We start from the raw sequence: 18,974 nt of genomic DNA on the forward strand, positions 1-18,974 counted from the left end.
TCAGTTCAGCCGCAGTTCGGCGGCGGCGCGCACCTGATCCGACTGATGCTTGAGCACGACTCCGAGCGTCGACCGGACCGCGTCGTCGTCGAGGGTGTCCATACCGAGGGCCAGGAGTGTGCGACCCCAGTCGATCGTCTCGGCCACCGACGGCAACTTCTTGAGCTGCATCCCTCGGAGCACGCGGACGGTCTTGATCATCTGCTCCGCGATCGCCTCGGGCAGTTCGGGAACGCGGCTGGCCAGGATTCGACGCTCGAGGTCCGCGTCGGGGAAGTCGAGGTGCAGGAACAGGCAGCGGCGCTTGAGAGCTTCCGACAGTTCGCGCGTGGCATTGGAGGTCAACACGACGAACGGGGTGCGCTCCGCCGTGATCGTGCCCAGCTCGGGAATGGTGATCGCGAAGTCGCTGAGCACCTCGAGCAGCAAGCCCTCGATCTCGACATCTGCTTTGTCGGTCTCGTCGATCAGGAGCACGGTCGGCTCGGTTCGGCGAATGGCCTGCAGCAGTGGCCGAGCCAGCAGAAACTCCTCGGAGAACACGTCGAGCTTCGTCGAGTCCCAGTCGGCACTCGAGCCGGATTGGATACGCAGGATCTGTTTGGCGTGGTTCCACTCGTACAGAGCCCTCGCCTCGTCGACGCCCTCGTAGCACTGCAGTCGCACCAGTTCGGCTCCGGTCGACTGCGCGACCGCGCGCGCCAATTCGGTCTTGCCGACTCCGGCGGGACCCTCGATCAACAGCGGCTTGCCGAGGCGATCGGCGAGAAAAACCGATGTGGCCGTGGCCTTGTCGGCCAGATACCCCGTCTCGGCCAGACGGGCCTGAACATCGTTCACGCTCGCGAACAACGGTGGTGTCGTCGGTAGGGCACGGTCCACGTCACAACTCCTGGAAGATCGGGTCTGGCGGGTCGAGTGGCTGCAGGCCGGTCAGACGGGTCTGACGTGCCCGTCGCCCCACACCGTCCACTTGGTCGAGGTCAGCTCGGGCAGGCCCATGGGGCCGCGGGCGTGCAGCTTCTGGGTGGAGATGCCGATCTCGGCACCGAAGCCGAACTGCTCGCCGTCGGTGAACGCAGTGGAGGCGTTGACCATCACGGCAGCCGCGTCGACTCGTCGGGTGAATTCGCGCGCAGCACCGATGTCCGACGCGACGATCGCCTCGGTATGGCCGGTGCCGTATCGGTCGATGTGGTCGATTGCCTCGTCGATGCCGTCGACCACCTTCAGCGCGATGTCGAGCGAGAGGTATTCCTGCGACCAATCGTCGTCGCCTGCAGGAACCAACCCCGGCAGATCACCGTGCACCGTGACACTGTGCATCTGGAACGCCTGCAACAACCTCGGCACCATGGTCTCGGCGATCGCGGCATCGACCAGCACCGTTTCGGCGGCGTTGCACACGCTCACCCGGCGGGTCTTGGCGTTGAGCACGATCTTCTCGGCCGTCTCCGCGTCGGCGGAGGAATGCAGATAGACGTGGCAGTTACCCACCCCGGTCTCGATGGTGGGAACCGTGGCATCACGCACGACCGCGGCGATCAGACCCGCTCCCCCACGCGGGATCACGACATCCACCAGCCCGCGGGCCTGAATGAGGTGGGTGACCGTCGACCGATCAGCACTACCGAGCAGTTGTACTGCCGATTCCGGCAGCCCGTGGCTCGTGAGCGCACCCTGCAGCGCCTCGACCAGGGCTGCGTTCGACTGCGCCGCGGACGAGGATCCCCGCAGCAGCACTGCGTTCCCGGATTTGAACGCCAGACCGAACGCGTCGACGGTCACGTTGGGGCGCGCCTCGTAGACCATGCCCACGACGCCCAGCGGTACCCGCATCTGCCTGATCTCGAGCCCGTTGGGGAGCGTCGATCCGCGGATGACCTCGCCGATCGGATCGGGTAGGCCCGCCACCTGCCGCAGCCCGGCGGCAATACCGTCGATGCGCGGTGCCGTCAGCCGCAGCCGATCGAGCAGACCCTCGTCCGTTCCCGCAGCGCGGGCGATCTCGATGTCGGCGGCGTTGGCTGCGAGTACCGGCTCCGCTGCGGCCAGCACGGCGTCGGCCGCGGCATGCAGCAGCGAATCCTTTTCCGCAGTGGTCAGCAACGCCAGTGCACGTGAAGCGACGCGGGCTCGGCGAGCAGCCGAGTGCACGTTCTCGCGCTCGTCGGCAGAGGACGGCACCGAAGCGGCCGAGACGGAAGCAGTCATGCACTACACACTAATAGGGCCGGGGAATGAAGCTGCATCTCCACGTCGTTGCAGCACAGCGTGGACATCGCCGACGTCACCGACGTCGAGACCGACAGACCGGAGGAACCACCTGTGAGTGCCCTGTTCGAGCCCCTGACATTGCGCGAGCTCACCTTTCCCAACCGGGTATGGATGGCACCGATGTGCCAGTACTCGGCCGACGAGACGGGCGAGAACGTCGGCGTCGCGGGCGACTGGCATCGCACCCACCTGGTGAGCCGCGCGATCGGCGGAGCCGGCCTGATCATCACCGAGGCCACAGCGGTCAGCCCCGAGGGCCGAATCAGCCCGTCGGACCTGGGCATCTGGAACGACACACAGGCCGACGCACTGGCCGAGATCGTCACCGAGATCTCGTCCTTCGGTACCGTCCCGGGCATCCAGCTGGCGCATGCGGGCCGGAAGGGCTCGACGGCGGCTCCCTGGCTCGGTGGCACATCACTGCCCGCCGAGGATCCCCGGAGCTGGGAGACCGTGGGCCCGAGCGCCGTACCGTTCGGTCGTTACGCGACACCACGGGAGGCGACAGCCGACGACATCGCGAAGATCGTCGACGATTTTCGTAACGCTGCGCGGCGCGCACTGAAGGCCGGGTTCCAGGTGGCCGAGATACACGGCGCACACGGATACCTCCTGCACCAATTCCTCTCGCCTGCCAGCAACACCCGCACCGACGCCTACGGCGGCGACTTCGCGGGGCGGACTCGCCTGCTGATCGAGGTTGTCGACGCGGTCCGTGAGGTGTGGCCGGCCGAGCTTCCGGTGTTCGTCCGTCTGTCGGCAACGGACTGGCTCGACGAACCCGAGAAGTCCGATGCTGCAGCCGACTTGGAAGCTCCGAGTTGGACCTCTGATCAGACTGTCGCGCTGGCGCAGATACTCACCGAGCACGGCGTGGATCTCGTCGATACGTCGACCGGCGGGAACGTACGCGCCGAGATTCCGGTCGAACCCGGCTACCAGGTGCCGTTCGCACGGCGTATCCAGAACGAGACCACGATGCCGGCCGCAGCGGTGGGGATGATCACCGAACCGAAACAGGCCGAGGACATCGTTTCGCTCGGCGAGGCGACTGCAGTGCTCCTCGCCCGTGAGCTGCTGCGCGATCCGTACTGGCCACGGCGCGCGGCCCGCGAACTCGGAGTGGAGATGACACCGGCAGTTGCACCGCAGTACGAGCGGGCCTACTGACAGTCACATCACAAGACCGGTCACACCACGAAACCGAGCTTCTTGTCGACGACGTTGCGCAGCTGTTCGCCGCGGAAGTATCGCTGCGCGTTGTCGACGAAGACGTCGGCGAGACGACTCTTCCACCCCGACGCGTCGCCGCTCATGTGCGGAGTGACGACCACGTTCTCGGCCGCCCACAGCGGGTGGTCGGCCGGGAGCGGCTCGGTCTCGAAGACGTCGAGCGCAGCCCCGGCGAGGTGTCCGGAAGCGAGATGCGTGAGCAGTGGATCGGTGTCGAGTAGCTCGCCGCGACCGACGTTGATCACCCTCGATCCGGGCTTCATCGCGGCCAACACGGAATCGTCGACCAGGCCCCTCGTCTGTTCGGTCAGCGGGGCAACCAGAACCAGGTAGTCGGCCCGCCCTACTTCGTCCACCAGATCATCACTGGCGTACACGGTGCCGAAGTCTCCGTCGCCGCCTCGCGCTGTTCGACCCACGCCGGAGACCGACATTCCCACAGCACTCAGCAGAGTCGCGATGGCACGACCGATTGCTCCGGTGCCCACGATCATCACGTGTGCACCGTCGATGCGTTCGGTCTCGCGATGCTGCCAGGTCTTCGAATGCTGCAGTGTGCGCGAACGTTCGGAGTCCTTGGCGAACGCGAGGATCTGAGCCAGCACGAACTCCGCGATCGGTCGGTCGAACACTCCACGCGAATTGGTCACGACCACATCGGATTCCACCAGTTCGTCGAACATCAACGAGTCCACTCCGGCAGCGGCGATATGGATCCACTTCAGCGAACCGCACTGCGGCCATGCGGATTCGACTGCGGGCGAGAAGAAATCCCACAGCAGCAGGGCTTCGGCACCGTCGACGGCCTCGGCGAGCGTGTCGGCGGTGGCATATCTGATGTCGGCGACCTTCGCGACGGAATCGAGTCCGTCAGGAAGGTCGCCGGCATGCAGAACGGCCAGAACCGGACGCACTACTTCGACTTGTATCCGACGAGCTCGACGCCGGACGCAGCGACCTCGTCGTCGTTGTCACCGGGGCACTGGGTGCCGCGCAACGACCGGCCGGCGGTTTCGGGCATCAGCAGGATCGGAACGAACGCGATGGCAGCTGCGATCATCATGTACCAGCCCGGGATCAGATTGGAACCCGTTCGGTCGATCAGGAACGTCAGAATCAGCGGTGCCGTACCGCCGAAGAGCGCCGTCGAAACGTTGTATCCGATGGCGAACGCTCCGTAGCGCACCTGGGTGGGAAACAGTGCGGGCAGCGTCGACGACACGCAAGAGCACATGATGACCAGCAACACGCCGAGACCGAGCAGGCCGATGCTCTGGCCGATCAGGCCGGTGTTGATGATCAACAGAAACAGCGGGACGCTGAAGACGAAGTACCCCACACAGGCGACCAGCAGCAACGGCTTTCGGCCCACCCGGTCGGACAGAGCGCCGATGGGGTTGATGATCAACATCATGATGATCATGATGGCCACGAGAGTGAAGTTCGACTGAGTCGTGCTGTGCCCCAACGTGTCGCTGAGGTACGAGGGCAAGAACGTGAGCACCGTGTAGTACGCGATGTTGAGCAGCAGCACGAATCCCATCAGAATCAGGATCCGCTGCCAGTACGTCAGGGTGGCCTTGAGGGAGGTGACTGCTCCACCTGCACCTTCTTCGACCGTGCCGCCCTCTTCCTTGGCCTCGGCGAACACCGGAGAGTCCTCGAGCCGGGTCCGCAGCCACAACGCGACGATGCCCAGCGGGAGCGTCACCAGGAACGGGATTCGCCAGCCCCAGGCCTCCATGGTCTCGTCTCCGAGCCCGACGTTGAGCAGAGTGCACAGGGTGGCCCCGCCCACCGTGCCTGCGAGGGTGCCGAATTCGAGGAACGACCCGAAGAATCCGCGGCGCTTGTCGGGCGCGTACTCGGCCATGAACACTGCTGCGCCGCCGTACTCACCGCCGGTGGAGAAGCCCTGCACCAGTCGGCAGACGAGCAACAGCAACGGTGCTGCGATACCGATGGTGTCGAACGTCGGCAGCACACCGATCGCCGCCGTGGCCAACGTCATCATCGAGACGGTCAGGACGAGGACCTTCTGACGACCGATGCGGTCGCCGAGCGGGCCGAGCACGATGCCGCCGATGGGGCGAATGATGAACGACGCGGCCAGCACGGCGAACGTGGAGAGCAGGCTCGCTCCCCCGTCGTCCGACGGAAAGAAGTTGGCGGCGATGTAGACGGCGAGGTAGCCGTACACCGCGTAGTCGAACCACTCCACGGCGTTGCCCAGTGCGGACCCGCCGATCGCGCGATGCAGAATTTTCGTTTCGTTCGCGCTGAGTGTGTCGGTACTCGGCGGATATCCGGTCGGCGAAGCTGCCGACCCTGAAGTTTCGGTCACGGTCCAATACCTCTCGCTTTATGACAACGTGGAGCGTCGGTTTGGTACTTCGCAGCGTCCGACTTTACGTCGACGCCGGGCGCACGTCTCGAACAACCCCCTCTTGGAAAACTAAAGACCAGGTGGCGCAGCGATTCTGGTGGCGATCAACGCGTACGCCTTTGCGCTGTCGGTCAATTGCTGCACGGCGACGGACTCGTCCGGCCGGTGCGCCTGGTTTTCGATCTCCCCGGGACCGAGCACGACGGTGCGGATACCCATCTGCTGTGCCACGAAACCACCATCGCACGAAGCAGTCCAGATGTCAGTGAAACCGGCAGATCCGATGTCGCGAACCGATTGCATTGCAGTGGTGACCAATCCATCGTCCGCAGCGGTCAGAAAGCCCGGCATTTCCATCGACACCTCGAGATGTACCTCGATTCCCGAACCGGTGATACCTGCCGCGTCGATGCGCGAACGCAGGTCGTCCACCACCTCCGCAGCGCTCTCGCCGGGTAGCAGCCGACGGTCGACCGTGAGTACGCACCGGTCGGCAACCATCGACGTACCGGTGCCTCCCGTCACGGTGCCCACGTTCCAGGTAGCGGGACCGAGTTCGGCGTGTGGATCCTCGTCCAATTCGATCTGCCAGTCCTCGATGACGGCGACGATGCGGGCGGCAGCGGATATCGCATTGGCACCGTTACGCGGCCGACCTGCATGAGCCGAACGCCCGCGCACGTCGATCTCGATATTCGCGGCTCCTCGGCAACCGACGATGGTCACCAGGTCCGTCGGCTCGGCCACCACGCAACACTGGAAACGACGGGGCCCCGGGTCGGCGACGAATGCTCGAATACCCAAGCCCGTGTCTTCCTCGTCCACCAGACACGCCAACGTCATCGGGAAGCGATCTGCAAGACCGGCATGGTTCACCGCATCCATAGCGGCCACCACTGCGGCCACTCCCCCCTTCATGTCGCATGCTCCCCGTCCGACCATGCGCCCCTCTCGCACGACCGCGGTGAACGGATCCGTCGTCCAGCCCGTGCCCGCCGGAACGACGTCGGAGTGGCCGACGAACAGGACCCCGGGGGTGTCATCGGGTCCGATCGAGGCGATCACGTTCGGTCTGCCGGGAGCGACCTCGATCGTGCGAACGTCGAATCCCAGTGCGCGACATCGCTCCGCGAGTATTTTCGCGCACTTTTCTTCGGTGTCGCCCGGATTTTCACCGCCCGCCTCGATCAACGCGGCTGTGAGAGAAACGATCTCGTTCTCATCGACGGCGTCGAGCAGAGACTGCTGGGCACTCGGAACGGTCATCGCGTGGGGTCGGAGGCGAGCAGATGCTTCGATTTTTCCACCGCGACGGCCAACCGCCTGATGCCTTCCTCGATGCGCTCGGGTGTCGACGAGGCGAAGCACAGCCGTAGCGAATCGTGAAACTTGCCGCCCACCGACAACGCCGGTCCTGGAATGTAGGCAACACCCTCGGCCAGTGCGGTTTCGAACAGATCCTGCGTCGAGAAATCGTGGTCGTTTCCACGCAATGTCGCCCACAGGAAGAAGCCCCCGTCGGGATCCGTGGTGGACATCGCGTCACCGAAGTGTGTCGCAATGCTGTTCTGCATCGCCATCTTTCGCGGTAGGTACACCGCAGCCAGCGACCGCAGGTGCTCCTCGAGCAGCCCGCGCCGGATGTACTCGGCCACCATCCTCTGGGCCGGAAGATTCGTACAGGTGTCCATCGCCTGCTTGGCGTTGACGATCAACCGACGCGCTTCGGGGGCCGCGTCCACCCACCCCACGCGCAGACCGGGAGCGATCATCTTCGAGAAGGTCCGCACCGAGAAGATCAGCGGATCGTTCGGACTCAGCGCCCCGAAACTCGGAATCGGGTCCCCCGAGAAACGCAGCAGGCCATAAGGATCGTCGTCGAGAATCACCGAACCCCATCGGTGTGCCAACTCGATCAACAACAGTCGACGCTCGAGCGAGAGCGTGACCCCGGACGGATTCTGAAAGTTGGGAATCACGTAGATCATCTTCGGTAGACGCCCGGCTCGCTCGACGAGTTCGGGTAACGCCTCGACGATCAGACCGTCACTGTCCATCGGTGCCTCGAGAATGTCGCCGCCGTAGCTCAACACGGTGGCAGTTCCGTTGGTGTACGTGGGACTTTCGACGATGACCAGATCACCGGGATCGACGAACAGCTTGCAGGCGATGTCGAGACCCTGCATGCCGCCCGAGGTGATGACGACCCGATCCTCGGACGTGGGTTCGCCGACGGACTCGAGATACGCCAACAACGCGTCGAGCAGACCCGGATCACCCTCGGTGGCACCGTAATCGAAGGCGTCCGCTGTGAGGACACTGCCGGCGATCTCGGTGAACGCGGCAGCCGGAACCGTCTCGGCTGCAGGAGATCCCATCGCGAACCTGACGATGTCGTGTTTCTGGGCAGCGAGAAGCGATGTCGACGAGTCGATCACCGATCCCACCAGTTGGTCGGTGCGCAGGGCCCAGGGAATGGCAGGAGTGGAGCCTGCGGAACGACTCGGGGTGGCAGGAGTGGAGCCTGCGGAACGACTCGGGGTGGCAGGAGTGGAGCCTGCGGAACGACTCGGGGTGGCAGGAGTGGAGCCTGCGGTGGAGGTGGTCATGTCTCACTCCTTCGTCAGTAGTTCTCGGGGGTATGCGGTGAAGGTTTCGACGCCGATGTCGGTGACTCGGACTGCTTCGGACACCTCGTATCCGTAGTCGTCCATCCACATGCCGCCGATGATGTGAAAGGTCATGTTCTCGGCCAGGACGGTCTCGTCGTCGGTGCGGAGGCTCACCGTGCGCTCGCCCCAGTCGGGGGCGTACGCGACGCCGATCGAGTAGCCGATGCGCGACGGCTTGTGGAGGCCGTGCTTGGCCAGGCTGGCGTTCCATACCTGAGCCAGCTCGGTTGCGGTGGCCCCGGGGCGGACCGTTGCCAGTACCTCGTTCAGCGCTTCACCGGTGGATTCCGCGAGGTATTTCAGACGCGGACTCGGCTTGCCGAGCACGATCGTCCGAGCCATCGGAACGTGGTACCGCCGGAACACGCCGGCCAGTTCGACGACGGTGGTCTCGCCGCGTACGAACCGTTGATCCGACCACGTCAGGTGCGGAGTGTCCGCTCCTGCCCCGGTCGGCAGCATCGGCACGATGGCAGGGTGATCGCCGCCGAAGTCGGCAGTGCCGCGTACCTGTGCGTTCATGATGGCGGCAGCGGCATCGCACTGCCGTTCCCCTACCGAAATTGCTTGGTGCGCAACAGACATCGCGGCCTCGCACACCGTCGCCGCACCGCGCATCAACGCGATCTCGGCCGGCGACTTGACCACGCGGATCCAATTGACCAACTCGTACGAGTCGGTGAATCGGTACTCGGGTAGCGATTTGACCAGCGCTTCGAAGGCTTTGGGGCTGAAGTAGTACGAGTCCATCTCCAGTCCCACTTGACCGTGCTCGAAGTTGTTGACCAACCCCAACTCTCGTAGCTTGGCGGCTACCCAGACGAACGGGTGGGTGTCTCTGCGCTGAACGAACGTCTCCGGGTATCCGAAGGTGTGGTCCTGCGGCAACCACGACGTACGGAACGCACCGTTGGCATCCATCTCGCGAGCGAAGAAGTACAGCTCGCCGTCCAGCGGCACGTACAGCATCTGCGGGGTATAGAACGAGAGTGCGTTGTAGCCCAGCAGATAGTAGAGATTCGCGGGGTCGGTGACGATCAGCGCAGTCAGGTTCTGCGACGCCATGCGCTGACGGACGGCTGCGAGCCGGTCGGCGTATTCCTCGTCGGTGAACGTGATGGGCGTGCTGTTCGGTACGTCCGGGTAGCGAGCCAGGCCGGGAGCAGCCCGTCCTGGAGTCTGCGCGGGTCCGATTGCGGTGACGTAGGCATCGTCGGATGAGGCGTTCACGGGCACCCCCTTCGGGAGGTCTTTTAGTAGATTGTTGACAATCAGGCTATCCGCAGGTGCCGGTGGGGAGCAAGGGCTGCCGTGTTAAAGCTGTGTTGCGCCCGAAGGCTCTACCCGGGTGTGGCGAGTACGGATTGCTCGGCCTGCTCGTCGACCATGGCTCGCGTCAGATCGTGCACGGCGGTGTCCATGTGTTCGTGGACGCCCTTCTCGAGCGCATCCCAATCCGATCCCAGCAGCAGATCGACGATCAGCTGATGTTCCTCGACCAGGGCTTCGGGACGGTAGTAAGCAGTTTCGAGATTTGCCATGCAAATGCGTGCCTCGGCCGCCAGCGTGGCGTACATACGAGACATCCGACTGTTTCTCGTGGCCGCTACCAGGGCAGTGTGAAAGGCAAGGTCGCGTTCGGCGAGGCCACGCCAATCCGCCCGATCGATGAAAGGCTGCATCTGCATCACGATGGCCGAGAGTTCGTCTGCGGTCTTGATCAGCTGGGCACGATCTCCATGTACCAGAGTCCATGCCGCACCGACCTCGATCGCTGCACGCGACTGGTAGATCTCGGCGACGTCGCCGCTGCTGAGCTCGACGACGAACACACCGCGGTTGCGGTAGCTGACGAGCAGTCCCTCCTGATTCAGACGCTGCAACGCCTCTCGCACGGGGCCACGTGAAATCTCCAGCTCCGCCGCGACATTCGCCTCGTTGATCTGTTCTCCGGGCGCGTAGGACCCGTCGATGATGCGATCGCGAATCTGATCCGCGATCACCATCGACGTGTTGCGTGCGTCGATCGGTGTCAGGCGTCTCGAACCGGGCATGATCAGAACCTTCCTCAGCTGCGGGGAATCGCGAAGTATTTGTACTCCAGAAACTCGTCTATTCCGACTTTCCCGCCCTCGCGGCCGAGTCCCGATTGTTTGACACCACCGAACGGGGCTGCCGGATTCGACACCAGCCCGGTGTTGAGCCCCACCATGCCCACCTCTAGGCGCTCCCCCATTCGCAGAGCCCGATCGATGTCCTGGGTGAACACGTATCCGACCAGTCCCCATTCGGTGTCGTTGGCCAGCGCGACGACCTCGTCCTCGGTGTCGAAGGGAACGATGGCGGCCACCGGTCCGAATATTTCCTGGGACATCAGATCCGATTCGGTATCGACATCGGTCAGGACGGTCGGAGGGTAGAAGTAGCCCGGCCCGTCCGGGGCCGCACCACCGACGACGGCGCGGGCACCGCGCGCGAGAGCATCGTCGACCAGCGCCTGGACCTTGCCCCGGCCTGCGTCGTCGATCAGCGGCCCCACCTCGGTCCCGTGAGAAGCGCCCGCGCCCACCCTCAGCGCGCCCATTCGGTCGGCCAAAGCATCCGAAAAGCGTTGTGCCACACTGCGGTGAACGAAGAACCGGTTCGCTGCGGTACATGCTTCGCCCATGTTGCGCATCTTGGCAACCATGGCTCCGTCGACGGCGCGGTCGAGATCTGCATCGTCCATGACCACGAAGGGTGCATTCCCGCCCAGCTCCATCGACGTCCGCATCACCGTCGCCGCCGCTTGTTCGAGCAGAATCTTGCCCACTGCCGTGGATCCTGTGAAGCTGATCTTGCGGGCAGCGCCGCTGCTCATCCACGACCCCACGACACCCGACGCATCGGTGGTCGGCACGATGTTGACGACGCCCGCAGGCACCCCCGCCTCGTGGAGAATCTGCACCAGCGCAAGTGCCGTCAGCGGCGTCTGCTCGGCGGGCTTGAACACGACGGTGCAGCCTGCCGCAAGGGCAGGCCCGATCTTGCGAGTTCCCATGGCCAGCGGGAAGTTCCACGGCGTGACGAGAATGCAGGGCCCGACCGGCGCGCGGGTGACCACGATGCGGTTCTTCCCGTCTCCGGTCAGGGTGTGATCACCCGAAATGCGTACCGCTTCCTCGGAGAACCAGCGAAAGAACTCGGCTCCGTACGCCACCTCGCCGCGCGCGTCGGCGAGCGGTTTACCCATCTCGGCGGTGATGATCGCAGCGAGCTCCTCCGAGCGGGCCATGATCATCTCGTATGCCGTCCGCAGTATGTCGCTTCGCACTCGCGGTGCGGTGGCCGCCCACTCCGCCGCGGAGTCGACGGCTGCAGCGAGCGCTTTCTCTGCGTCCGCGATACCGCCGTCCGCAACCGTGGCGATGACCTCGCCCGTGGCCGGGTCCACGACATCGAATCGGGCGTCCGATACCGACGGCACCCACTCACCACCGATGAAACAGTCTGTGGGAGAGGTGATGCGCGGACGCGTGAGGCTGGTGGTCGAGCTGGCGGTCATGGCCGCGGTCCTTTCGTCGAACGTGGATCGAGTATCTGTGCCAGGTGTACGGATGCATCGTCGCCCGAGTCACCGGTCAGTTGGCGCACCTGCATGTGACAGCTGAATCCGTCGGTCAGAACAGGAGTGTCGGGTTCGGTGGCCCGCAACGCGGGCGCGAGAGCCTGCTCGGCGACATCCATGCTGAGCTCGTAATGCCGACTCTCGAAACCGAAATTACCTGCTACACCGCAACATCCGGTGGCCTCACGTACCGACTCGATGCCCACGGCGGCGAGGGCTCGGCGCTGCGTTGCATCGCCGAAGACGGCGTACTCGTGGCAGTGAGTCTGCACCGTGACCGCAGCCGGCATGTCGCCCGAGGGCTGCCAGCCCGCGCTTGCCTGATCGATCACCGCTCCCGCGAAGCTCTGGACGCGTGCCGCGACCCTCCTCGCCGCGTCCGTGGGGACCAGTTCGGGCATGTCCTTACGGAACGCGGCCGCACAGCTCGGTTCGGTCACGACGATCGGCCTGTCGGTACCGTCGTCCAGCGCCGCAACGGCTTTCGTCAGCTGCTTGCGAGCGGACTTCAGCTGACCCGTCGAAATCCACGTCAAACCGCAACACACATCCGTTCGGCATTCGGTGGTGCGTCCGGAGTCTTCGAGAACGCGTTGTGCCGCACCCGCGACCTCGGGGCGAAAACCTTGTGTGAACGTGTCGACGACGAGCACCACATCGGCGTCGCGGCCACCGCCGACTCGGACGGCATCGGCCAGTTCCTTCGACGACGCGAACCGAGGCAATGCGCGTTCGGTGGTCAGCCCACCCAGACGTGCCGCCACTGCCGACACCCGGGGTGTCAGCAGACGATTGAGCAGCGGTGCCGTTCGCTTCGTCACCGCGAGCGATCGAGGCAACCACCCGAGCGAGTAGTGCGACAGCGGCCGCAGCCGCCTCGCGTAGTGATGGTCGAGGAACTCCGATTTGTACGTGGCCATGTCGACGCCGACGGGACAGTCCGAGGAGCAGGCCTTGCACGACAGGCAGAGATCGAGCGACTCCGCAACGTCCTTCGATGCCCATCCGTCGGCCACCGTCGGAGAACTGCGCACCATCTCCTGCAGCACCCGCGCCCGGCCCCGCGTCGAATCCTTCTCGTCACCCGTCGCACGGTAGCTCGGGCACATGACGCCACCGGTTGCCGTTCTACATTTACCCACGCCCACACAGGATTGGGTCGCATGGACGAACGGGTCCAGATCGGGTCGCGACCCTATTTGGTGGAGATCGAAGCTGGTCTTCCACTCCCGGGCCGGGATGCCTTGAAGCATCAGGTTGTCCATCAGGGGTTCGGGGTCGGTGATGGATCCGGGGTTCAGGATTCCCGCGGGGTCCCAGATGCGCTTGAACCGGGAGAAGGCGTCGAGCATGCGAGGGGAATACATGACCGGCAACAACTCCGAGCGCGCGCGGCCGTCACCGTGCTCGCCCGAAAGACTGCCGCCGTGCTTGACGACGACGCGTGCGGCAGCGCGCAGGAAGTCGTACATCACTCGTCGTCCGGCGTCGGTGCGTTGGTCGAAGGTGATCCTTACGTGCATGCAGCCGGCACCGAAGTGGCCGTACATCACTCCGGTCAAGTCGTGTTCGGCCAGTAGCGAATTCAGGTCCGCGAGATACGCCGACAGATTTTCCGGTGCCACGGCGGCGTCTTCCCAACCGCCCCAGGACTCGACTCCACTCGCCAGGCGCGTCGCCAAACCGGCACCGTCCTCGCGCACCCGCCACAACGCTGCGCGATCGGCCGCATCGGTCACGATACGACCCTCTTTGACGCGCCCGAGCCGACCGAGCGCCTCGAGCAACCGAGATGCCTTGTCCTGCACTTCTGTCGCATCGGCCCCGTCGAGGTCGACGTACAACCAGGCATTTCCTGCAGGGAGCCCCCGTACCGAGTCCGGTCCGCGGCGATACTCCATCGTGCCGGCGATGTTGTCGTCGATTCCTTCGACGGCCGCGGGTGAGAACTCGAGAATGGTCGTCACGTCCGCCGCGGCGGCCACCACGTCGTCGTATCCGAGACACAGCAGCAGTGCGGCTGGGGGTACGGGCACGACGGCGACGGTCACCGACACGATCACCGCGCAGGCACCTTCGCTTCCGACGAGTGCTCGGGCAACGTCGAAACCGTTCTCCGGCAACAGATGCGAGAGGTGGAATCCCGATACCTGACGCGGGATGCGACCCAACTCGACCCGCAGGAGGGCCAGGTTGTCGGACACCAGCGAGCGCAGCTCGTTCGAGATACGTTCGGCTGCAGCGGCAGCCGCCGAGTCCTGGGTTCTCAGCGCCTGCACACCACTGCGGGTGACTCGCAGCAGGTATCCGTCGGCGGTCACCACGTCCATGGCCACCGTGTGGTCGGCGGTGCGTCCGTACCGCACGGAGTGGTTACCGCACGCGTCGTTGCCGACGGCTCCGCCCACCGTCGCGCGGGTCTTGCTGGACGGATCGGGCGCAAAGGTGAAGGCACCGTCGGTCCGCGTCACCAGCTGACGTTGCAACTCCGAGATGACGATTCCGGGCTCGACGACGGCAGTCCTGGACTCGGTGTCGACCGAGAGCACTCGGTTCATGTGGCGCGAGAAGTCGAGGACGATCCCACGGCCGATTGCGTTGCCCGCCATGGAGGTACCGCCGCCACGCCCGATGACGACAACGTCGGCGGCGGCACACAGCGACACGACCGTAGCCACTTCGTCGGCGCTGCGCGGAAAGACGACAGCGGCCGGCGGGACTCGGTAGTTCGACGCGTCGTAGGAGTATTCGGCCAATCGTCGGGACGAATCGTCGACATCGATGCCCAGTCTTCGCACTCGCTGTACGAGTGCGGGCACCTCGGAACGAACAGGGGCTGCTGTCACAGCACGTTCTTCAATGTCCGCGACAACGCGTCGAGTCCGAACGTCATCTCGTCGTCGCTCACGATCAGTGCTGGAATGATACGAACCACGTTGCCGAGCGCACCGCAGGTGAGCAACAGCAGCCCTTCGTCGATGGCACCCTGTTGCACCCGCAGAGCAGCGGCGGCGTCGGGATTGCCCGAGCTGTCGACGAATTCGAGCGCCTGCATCAATCCGAGTCCCCGAGCATCACCGATGGCCGGGTGCTGTTCCTTCAGCGCGAGAAGGCCGTCGAGGAGAACTCGGCCCTGCGCTGCCGCGTTGTCGACCAGCCCTTCCTCGCGCACGACGTCGAGGGTAGCGACCCCCGCCGCAGCAGCGACGGCGTTGCCGCCGTAGGTTCCGCCTTGCGACCCCGGCCATGCCTTGCCCATCAGCTCTGCCGATGCGGCGATCGCCGAGATCGGGAACCCGCTGGCGAGTCCTTTTGCGGTAATGAGGATGTCGGGAGTGATCGACGAGTGCTGATGGCCCCAGAACGTTCCGGTGCGTCCGACTCCGGCCTGCACCTCGTCGACGATCAGGACGATGCCGTGGGTGTCGGCGCGTTCGCGCAAGCCCTCGAGGAATGCAGGGGGCGCGGGCAGGTACCCGCCGTCGCCCAGCACCGGCTCGATGATGAACGCAGCCGTGTCGGCGGGGCTGGACATCGTCATCAACAGGTAGTCGAGTTCCTTCAGCGCGAAGGCGACTGCGGTGTCGATGTCCCATCCGTACCGAAATGCATACGGAAACGGTGCGATGTGCACCCCACCCATGATCGGCGAGAATCCCGATCGGAACTTGGTTCCCGCCGTGGTGAGCGATGCAGCCGCAACCGTTCGCCCGTGGAAGCCGCCGTGGAATGCAACGATGTTCGGTCGACCGGTTGCCATGCGCGCCAATCGGATCGACGCCTCGACTGCCTCGGATCCCGAGTTCGCGTAGAACACACTGTCCAACCCGGCAGGCAACACTTCTCCGAGCTTGTCGGTCAGCGCGAGCAGAGGCTGATGCATGACGGTCGTGTACTGGGCGTGGATGATCTTGCCCACCTGTTCGCGAGCTGCCTCGACCACGCGGGGATGGCAGTGACCGGTGCTGGTGACGCCGATGCCGGTGGTGAAGTCGAGGTACTTGCGCCCGTCGGTCCCGATGATCCAGCTGCCCTTTCCGTGGTCGACGACGATCGGGGTCGCCTGCTTGAGTGCGGGGCTGAGGTGGGTGCGAGTCGACGCTGTCATGGACGCCATCGTCACCCACCGATTCCGGATTGTCAACAATCTGCAATTGTGAATTCCGGGCGGGATCGACCCGTTCTGTCGAGCCGAGAGCGATAGGGTTCGGTCGTGTCCGCATCGAACCCCCGCTCGAGCAGCCCGCGCATCGTCGTACTGGGCAGCATCAACATGGACCTGATCACTCGGACCCCCGCCCTGCCCGAACCGGGCGAAACCGTGTTGGGGACCTCGTTCGACACCGCACCCGGCGGCAAAGGTGCCAACCAGGCGATCGCGGCGTCGAAGTCGGGAGCTCGCGTGAGCTTCGTCGGGGCGGTCGGGGACGACGAATTCGGGCCGACACTGCGGCACACCCTCACCAGCGCAGGCGTCGACGACCATGCTCTGCGAACCGCAGCAGGAGCGTCCGGTATCGCCGCCATCACCGTCGACGACCGAGCCGAGAACAGCATCGTGGTCGTGGCCGGAGCCAACGGCGGTGTACACGAGCTCACCGACGACGACCTGGCAATCATCGACGAGGCCGATATCCTGCTGTGTCAGTTGGAGATTCCCCTCGAGACCGTACTCGCCGCGTTCGAGTACGCACACTCCCGCGCCGTCGTGACGATGCTCAACCCGTCCCCCGTCCAGGATCTGCCCGACGCTCTCGTTGCGGCCACCGACGTCCTGGTGGTCAACGAGGCCGAGGAAGCGCGCATCGGGAGTCGAGTGAAGAACATAGAACATGTGGTCACCACGCTGGGCGCACGAGGCGCGAGATATCGCGGCTCGGAATCGTTCGAGGTACCCGCGCCGAAGGTCGAGGCGGTCGACACCACCGGAGCGGGTGACGCATTCGCCGGAGCACTCGCGGCATCCTGGTCGAGCGGACCCCGCGCTGCCATCCAATGGGCCGTCGCCGCAGGTGCTTTCGCTGCGACGGGAGCCGGCGCGAGCGCGTCCTCGGGAACGAGGGCCCAGATCGAATCCCTCCGCGGTGCGGACGCGCGATGAGTGCGTACGACCCGACCGAGCTCCGCCTGCTGCGCCGCGCACGCGATCGAATGGATCGCGATTTCGCGAAACCGCTCGACGTCTCGTCACTCGCCAGAACCGCGCTGATGTCCACTGCACATTTCAGTCGCCGGTTTCGGGAGGCCTACGGCGAGACGCCGTACGCGCATCTGATGACACGACGGATCGAGCGCGCCAAAGCGCTGCTGCGACGCGGAGACGTCACGGTCACCGAGGCGTGCTTCGCCGTCGGCTGTACCAGTCTCGGGTCGTTCAGCTCGAGATTCACCGAGATCGTGGGCGAGACACCGAGCGCCTACCGCGCCCGCGATCATCGTGGCAGCCACGCCGTACCCAGCTGCACCGCGATGGTTCTCGGACGCCCGATGCGAGGGCCCACATCCCCGACGGCGGCGGTGACCGAGCCGAGCAGAATCGAAGAAGCATCTGCGGCCGGGGCGTCCTAGCCTTCATCCATGACACTTTCACTGAGCCACGTTCACGTCTACACCGACGACCCCGATGCCTCGGTAGCGTTCTACCGGGACGCTCTCGGACTCGAGGTCAAGAGCGAGGTGGCCAACGACGGCTACCGCTGGATCACGCTGTCCACCAGCGAACAACCCGAGATCGAGGTCGTGTTGTCGCAGCCGCACGCGGGCCGTTCTCGGGAACTGGGCGATCAGCTCGCCGCGCTGCTGGCCAAGGGCGAGTTGCCGGGACTACTGTTCCGCGCCGACGACCTCGACGCCGCGTTCGAGCGGATCCGCGCGGCGGGTACGGGCGAGATACTGCAGGAGCCGACGAGTCAGCCCTGGGGTGCCCGCGATGCCGCGTTCCGTGACCCGGCCGGAAACATGGTGCGCGTCAGCCAAGCTTGAAGTGTGGTGCCCGCCTCGACTACAGAGCCGAGGCGAGCGCCAGACCGCCACCGCACGCGAGTACGGACGCCACCAGTGTGCCGATCGCGTTGACGGCGGCGTCGACCCGACGGCCCTGCTGCAGTAACCGCACGGTGTCCACGGTCGAGGTACTGAAGGTGGTGTAGCCCCCACAGAACCCGGTTCCGAGAACTGCCTGCGCATCGGTGGAGCCGGCGCGCAGCATCACCCAGCCGGCCAGCAACCCGAGCAGGAACGAGCCCGAGATGTTGATACCGACGGTTGCCCACGGGAAGCTCGTGCGCGAGCTCAGCCGTGACTTCACCTCCGCATCGACGACGAATCGCGCGACCGACCCGAGCGCGCCGGCCAGGATCACCAGGGCCGCGATCATCGGATAACTCTGTTGGCGAACATGATTCCGGCTCCGGCCGCCACAACTCCCAACACCACACTGACGACGGCATATGCCGACGCCAGTCCGGTGAATCCGCCCCGGACACCCTCGACCGTTTCGAGGGCGAAGGTGCTGTACGTGGTGAACGCGCCACAGAACCCCGAACCGCCGAGCAACCGGAGCCGACGCCGTCCACCCGTATCGGGACCACTGCGCAGCAGCGACTCGAGCAGCAACCCCAGCACGAACGCACCGACGACGTTGATTCCGAAGGTGGCGAGAGGCCACTGCGACGTCGTGTGCGGGAGACGTTCCTCGATCGCATAGCGAGCAGCAGTGCCTGCCGCGCCGCCGACGAATACCGTTGCCAAGGCCGCGAGGTTGCGATGCGATGCCGGGTCGCTCACCGCCGGCTCTGCT

Annotated in this window: 17 protein-coding genes; 4 read left to right on the plus strand and 13 right to left on the minus strand. The window is 65.0% G+C overall.

From position 1 onward, the window contains the following. Together J2X62_RS12480 and J2X62_RS12485 are read right to left on the minus strand one after the other, a co-directional pair. Positions 1-882 (minus strand): MoxR family ATPase, encoded by an 882-nt coding sequence (locus J2X62_RS12480; RefSeq protein ID WP_027497532.1) that lies wholly within the window; start codon positions 880-882, stop codon positions 1-3. A gap of 51 nt (positions 883-933) precedes the next feature. Next, positions 934-2,214, minus strand: coding sequence for a glutamate-5-semialdehyde dehydrogenase (locus tag J2X62_RS12485; RefSeq protein WP_027497533.1), 1,281 nt, complete (start codon positions 2,212-2,214; stop codon positions 934-936). Positions 2,215-2,328: 114 nt separating this feature from the next. Here J2X62_RS12485 and J2X62_RS12490 point away from each other — a divergent pair, with 114 nt between their 5' ends. Next, complete coding sequence (locus tag J2X62_RS12490) at positions 2,329-3,447, plus strand: NADH:flavin oxidoreductase/NADH oxidase (RefSeq protein WP_032370383.1); 1,119 nt, start codon at positions 2,329-2,331, stop codon at positions 3,445-3,447. Positions 3,448-3,467: 20 nt separating this feature from the next. Here J2X62_RS12490 and J2X62_RS12495 read toward each other — a convergent pair whose 3' ends face one another. The 9 genes from J2X62_RS12495 to J2X62_RS12535 form a co-directional block, all read right to left on the minus strand. Continuing rightward, positions 3,468-4,424 (minus strand): D-2-hydroxyacid dehydrogenase, encoded by a 957-nt coding sequence (locus tag J2X62_RS12495; protein ID WP_310180930.1) that lies wholly within the window; start codon positions 4,422-4,424, stop codon positions 3,468-3,470. Beyond that, the gene (locus J2X62_RS12500) at positions 4,424-5,854 is read right to left on the minus strand and encodes an MFS transporter (protein ID WP_052056308.1); all 1,431 of its coding nucleotides are present in this window, start codon (positions 5,852-5,854) and stop codon (positions 4,424-4,426) included. Before J2X62_RS12500 ends, J2X62_RS12495 begins: the two co-directional genes overlap by 1 nt. Before the next feature lie 111 nt (positions 5,855-5,965). Further along, complete coding sequence (locus J2X62_RS12505) at positions 5,966-7,162, minus strand: M20 family metallopeptidase (RefSeq protein WP_032374435.1); 1,197 nt, start codon at positions 7,160-7,162, stop codon at positions 5,966-5,968. Next, on the minus strand, positions 7,159-8,505 hold the full coding sequence (locus J2X62_RS12510) for an aminotransferase class I/II-fold pyridoxal phosphate-dependent enzyme (RefSeq protein ID WP_310180932.1): 1,347 nt from the start codon (positions 8,503-8,505) through the stop codon (positions 7,159-7,161). The genes J2X62_RS12505 and J2X62_RS12510 overlap by 4 nt, the downstream gene beginning before the upstream one ends. Before the next feature lie 3 nt (positions 8,506-8,508). Then, positions 8,509-9,687, minus strand: a complete 1,179-nt coding sequence (locus tag J2X62_RS12515; RefSeq protein ID WP_310181264.1) for a Xaa-Pro peptidase family protein — start codon at positions 9,685-9,687, stop codon at positions 8,509-8,511. Between the two features lie 221 nt (positions 9,688-9,908). Further along, positions 9,909-10,622, minus strand: coding sequence for a GntR family transcriptional regulator (locus tag J2X62_RS12520; RefSeq protein ID WP_027497540.1), 714 nt, complete (start codon positions 10,620-10,622; stop codon positions 9,909-9,911). A 14-nt stretch (positions 10,623-10,636) separates the two neighbouring features. Further along, positions 10,637-12,112 (minus strand): NAD-dependent succinate-semialdehyde dehydrogenase, encoded by a 1,476-nt coding sequence (locus tag J2X62_RS12525; RefSeq protein ID WP_032368192.1) that lies wholly within the window; start codon positions 12,110-12,112, stop codon positions 10,637-10,639. Further along, positions 12,109-15,021, minus strand: coding sequence for an FAD-binding and (Fe-S)-binding domain-containing protein (locus tag J2X62_RS12530; RefSeq protein ID WP_371832726.1), 2,913 nt, complete (start codon positions 15,019-15,021; stop codon positions 12,109-12,111). The genes J2X62_RS12525 and J2X62_RS12530 overlap by 4 nt, the downstream gene beginning before the upstream one ends. Then, positions 15,018-16,283, minus strand: coding sequence for an aminotransferase class III-fold pyridoxal phosphate-dependent enzyme (locus J2X62_RS12535; RefSeq protein ID WP_310180937.1), 1,266 nt, complete (start codon positions 16,281-16,283; stop codon positions 15,018-15,020). The genes J2X62_RS12530 and J2X62_RS12535 overlap by 4 nt, the downstream gene beginning before the upstream one ends. A 105-nt stretch (positions 16,284-16,388) precedes the next feature. Here J2X62_RS12535 and J2X62_RS12540 point away from each other — a divergent pair, with 105 nt between their 5' ends. Genes J2X62_RS12540 through J2X62_RS12550 form a run of 3 tightly spaced genes read left to right on the plus strand, consistent with a single transcriptional unit; the run spans position 16,389 to position 18,157 of the window. Continuing rightward, positions 16,389-17,276, plus strand: coding sequence for a ribokinase (locus J2X62_RS12540; protein WP_072692169.1), 888 nt, complete (start codon positions 16,389-16,391; stop codon positions 17,274-17,276). Next, a complete protein-coding gene (locus J2X62_RS12545; RefSeq protein ID WP_310180941.1) occupies positions 17,273-17,743 on the plus strand; it encodes a helix-turn-helix transcriptional regulator in 471 nt (156 codons plus the stop codon). The genes J2X62_RS12540 and J2X62_RS12545 overlap by 4 nt, the downstream gene beginning before the upstream one ends. 9 nt (positions 17,744-17,752) lie before the next feature. Then, a complete protein-coding gene (locus tag J2X62_RS12550) occupies positions 17,753-18,157 on the plus strand; it encodes a VOC family protein (RefSeq protein WP_027497546.1) in 405 nt (134 codons plus the stop codon). A gap of 19 nt (positions 18,158-18,176) precedes the next feature. On the opposite strand, the gene crcB is transcribed toward J2X62_RS12550, so the two are convergent. Both crcB and J2X62_RS12560 read right to left on the minus strand, forming a co-directional pair. Next, positions 18,177-18,551, minus strand: a complete 375-nt coding sequence (gene crcB, locus J2X62_RS12555) for a fluoride efflux transporter CrcB (protein ID WP_167329683.1) — start codon at positions 18,549-18,551, stop codon at positions 18,177-18,179. Continuing rightward, complete coding sequence (locus J2X62_RS12560) at positions 18,548-18,961, minus strand: CrcB family protein (protein WP_310180945.1); 414 nt, start codon at positions 18,959-18,961, stop codon at positions 18,548-18,550. Before J2X62_RS12560 ends, crcB begins: the two co-directional genes overlap by 4 nt. Positions 18,962-18,974 lie beyond the last annotated feature (13 nt).

Origin of the sequence: Rhodococcus sp. 3258 (genome assembly GCF_031456475.1) — a bacterium.
Lineage (GTDB): Bacteria > Actinomycetota > Actinomycetes > Mycobacteriales > Mycobacteriaceae > Rhodococcoides > Rhodococcoides fascians.

Coding starts and splice junctions, on each gene's coding strand:
- J2X62_RS12485 (WP_027497533.1), bottom strand. CDS start 2,214: ATGACTGCTTCCGTCTCGGCCGCTTCGGTGCCGTCCTCTGCCGACGAG.
- J2X62_RS12505 (WP_032374435.1), bottom strand. CDS start 7,162: ATGACCGTTCCGAGTGCCCAGCAGTCTCTGCTCGACGCCGTCGATGAG.
- J2X62_RS12510 (WP_310180932.1), bottom strand. CDS start 8,505: ATGACCACCTCCACCGCAGGCTCCACTCCTGCCACCCCGAGTCGTTCC.
- J2X62_RS12520 (WP_027497540.1), bottom strand. CDS start 10,622: ATGCCCGGTTCGAGACGCCTGACACCGATCGACGCACGCAACACGTCG.
- J2X62_RS12525 (WP_032368192.1), bottom strand. CDS start 12,112: ATGACCGCCAGCTCGACCACCAGCCTCACGCGTCCGCGCATCACCTCT.
- J2X62_RS12535 (WP_310180937.1), bottom strand. CDS start 16,283: ATGACAGCGTCGACTCGCACCCACCTCAGCCCCGCACTCAAGCAGGCG.
- J2X62_RS12545 (WP_310180941.1), top strand. CDS start 17,273: ATGAGTGCGTACGACCCGACCGAGCTCCGCCTGCTGCGCCGCGCACGC.
- J2X62_RS12550 (WP_027497546.1), top strand. CDS start 17,753: ATGACACTTTCACTGAGCCACGTTCACGTCTACACCGACGACCCCGAT.
- crcB (WP_167329683.1), bottom strand. CDS start 18,551: ATGATCGCGGCCCTGGTGATCCTGGCCGGCGCGCTCGGGTCGGTCGCG.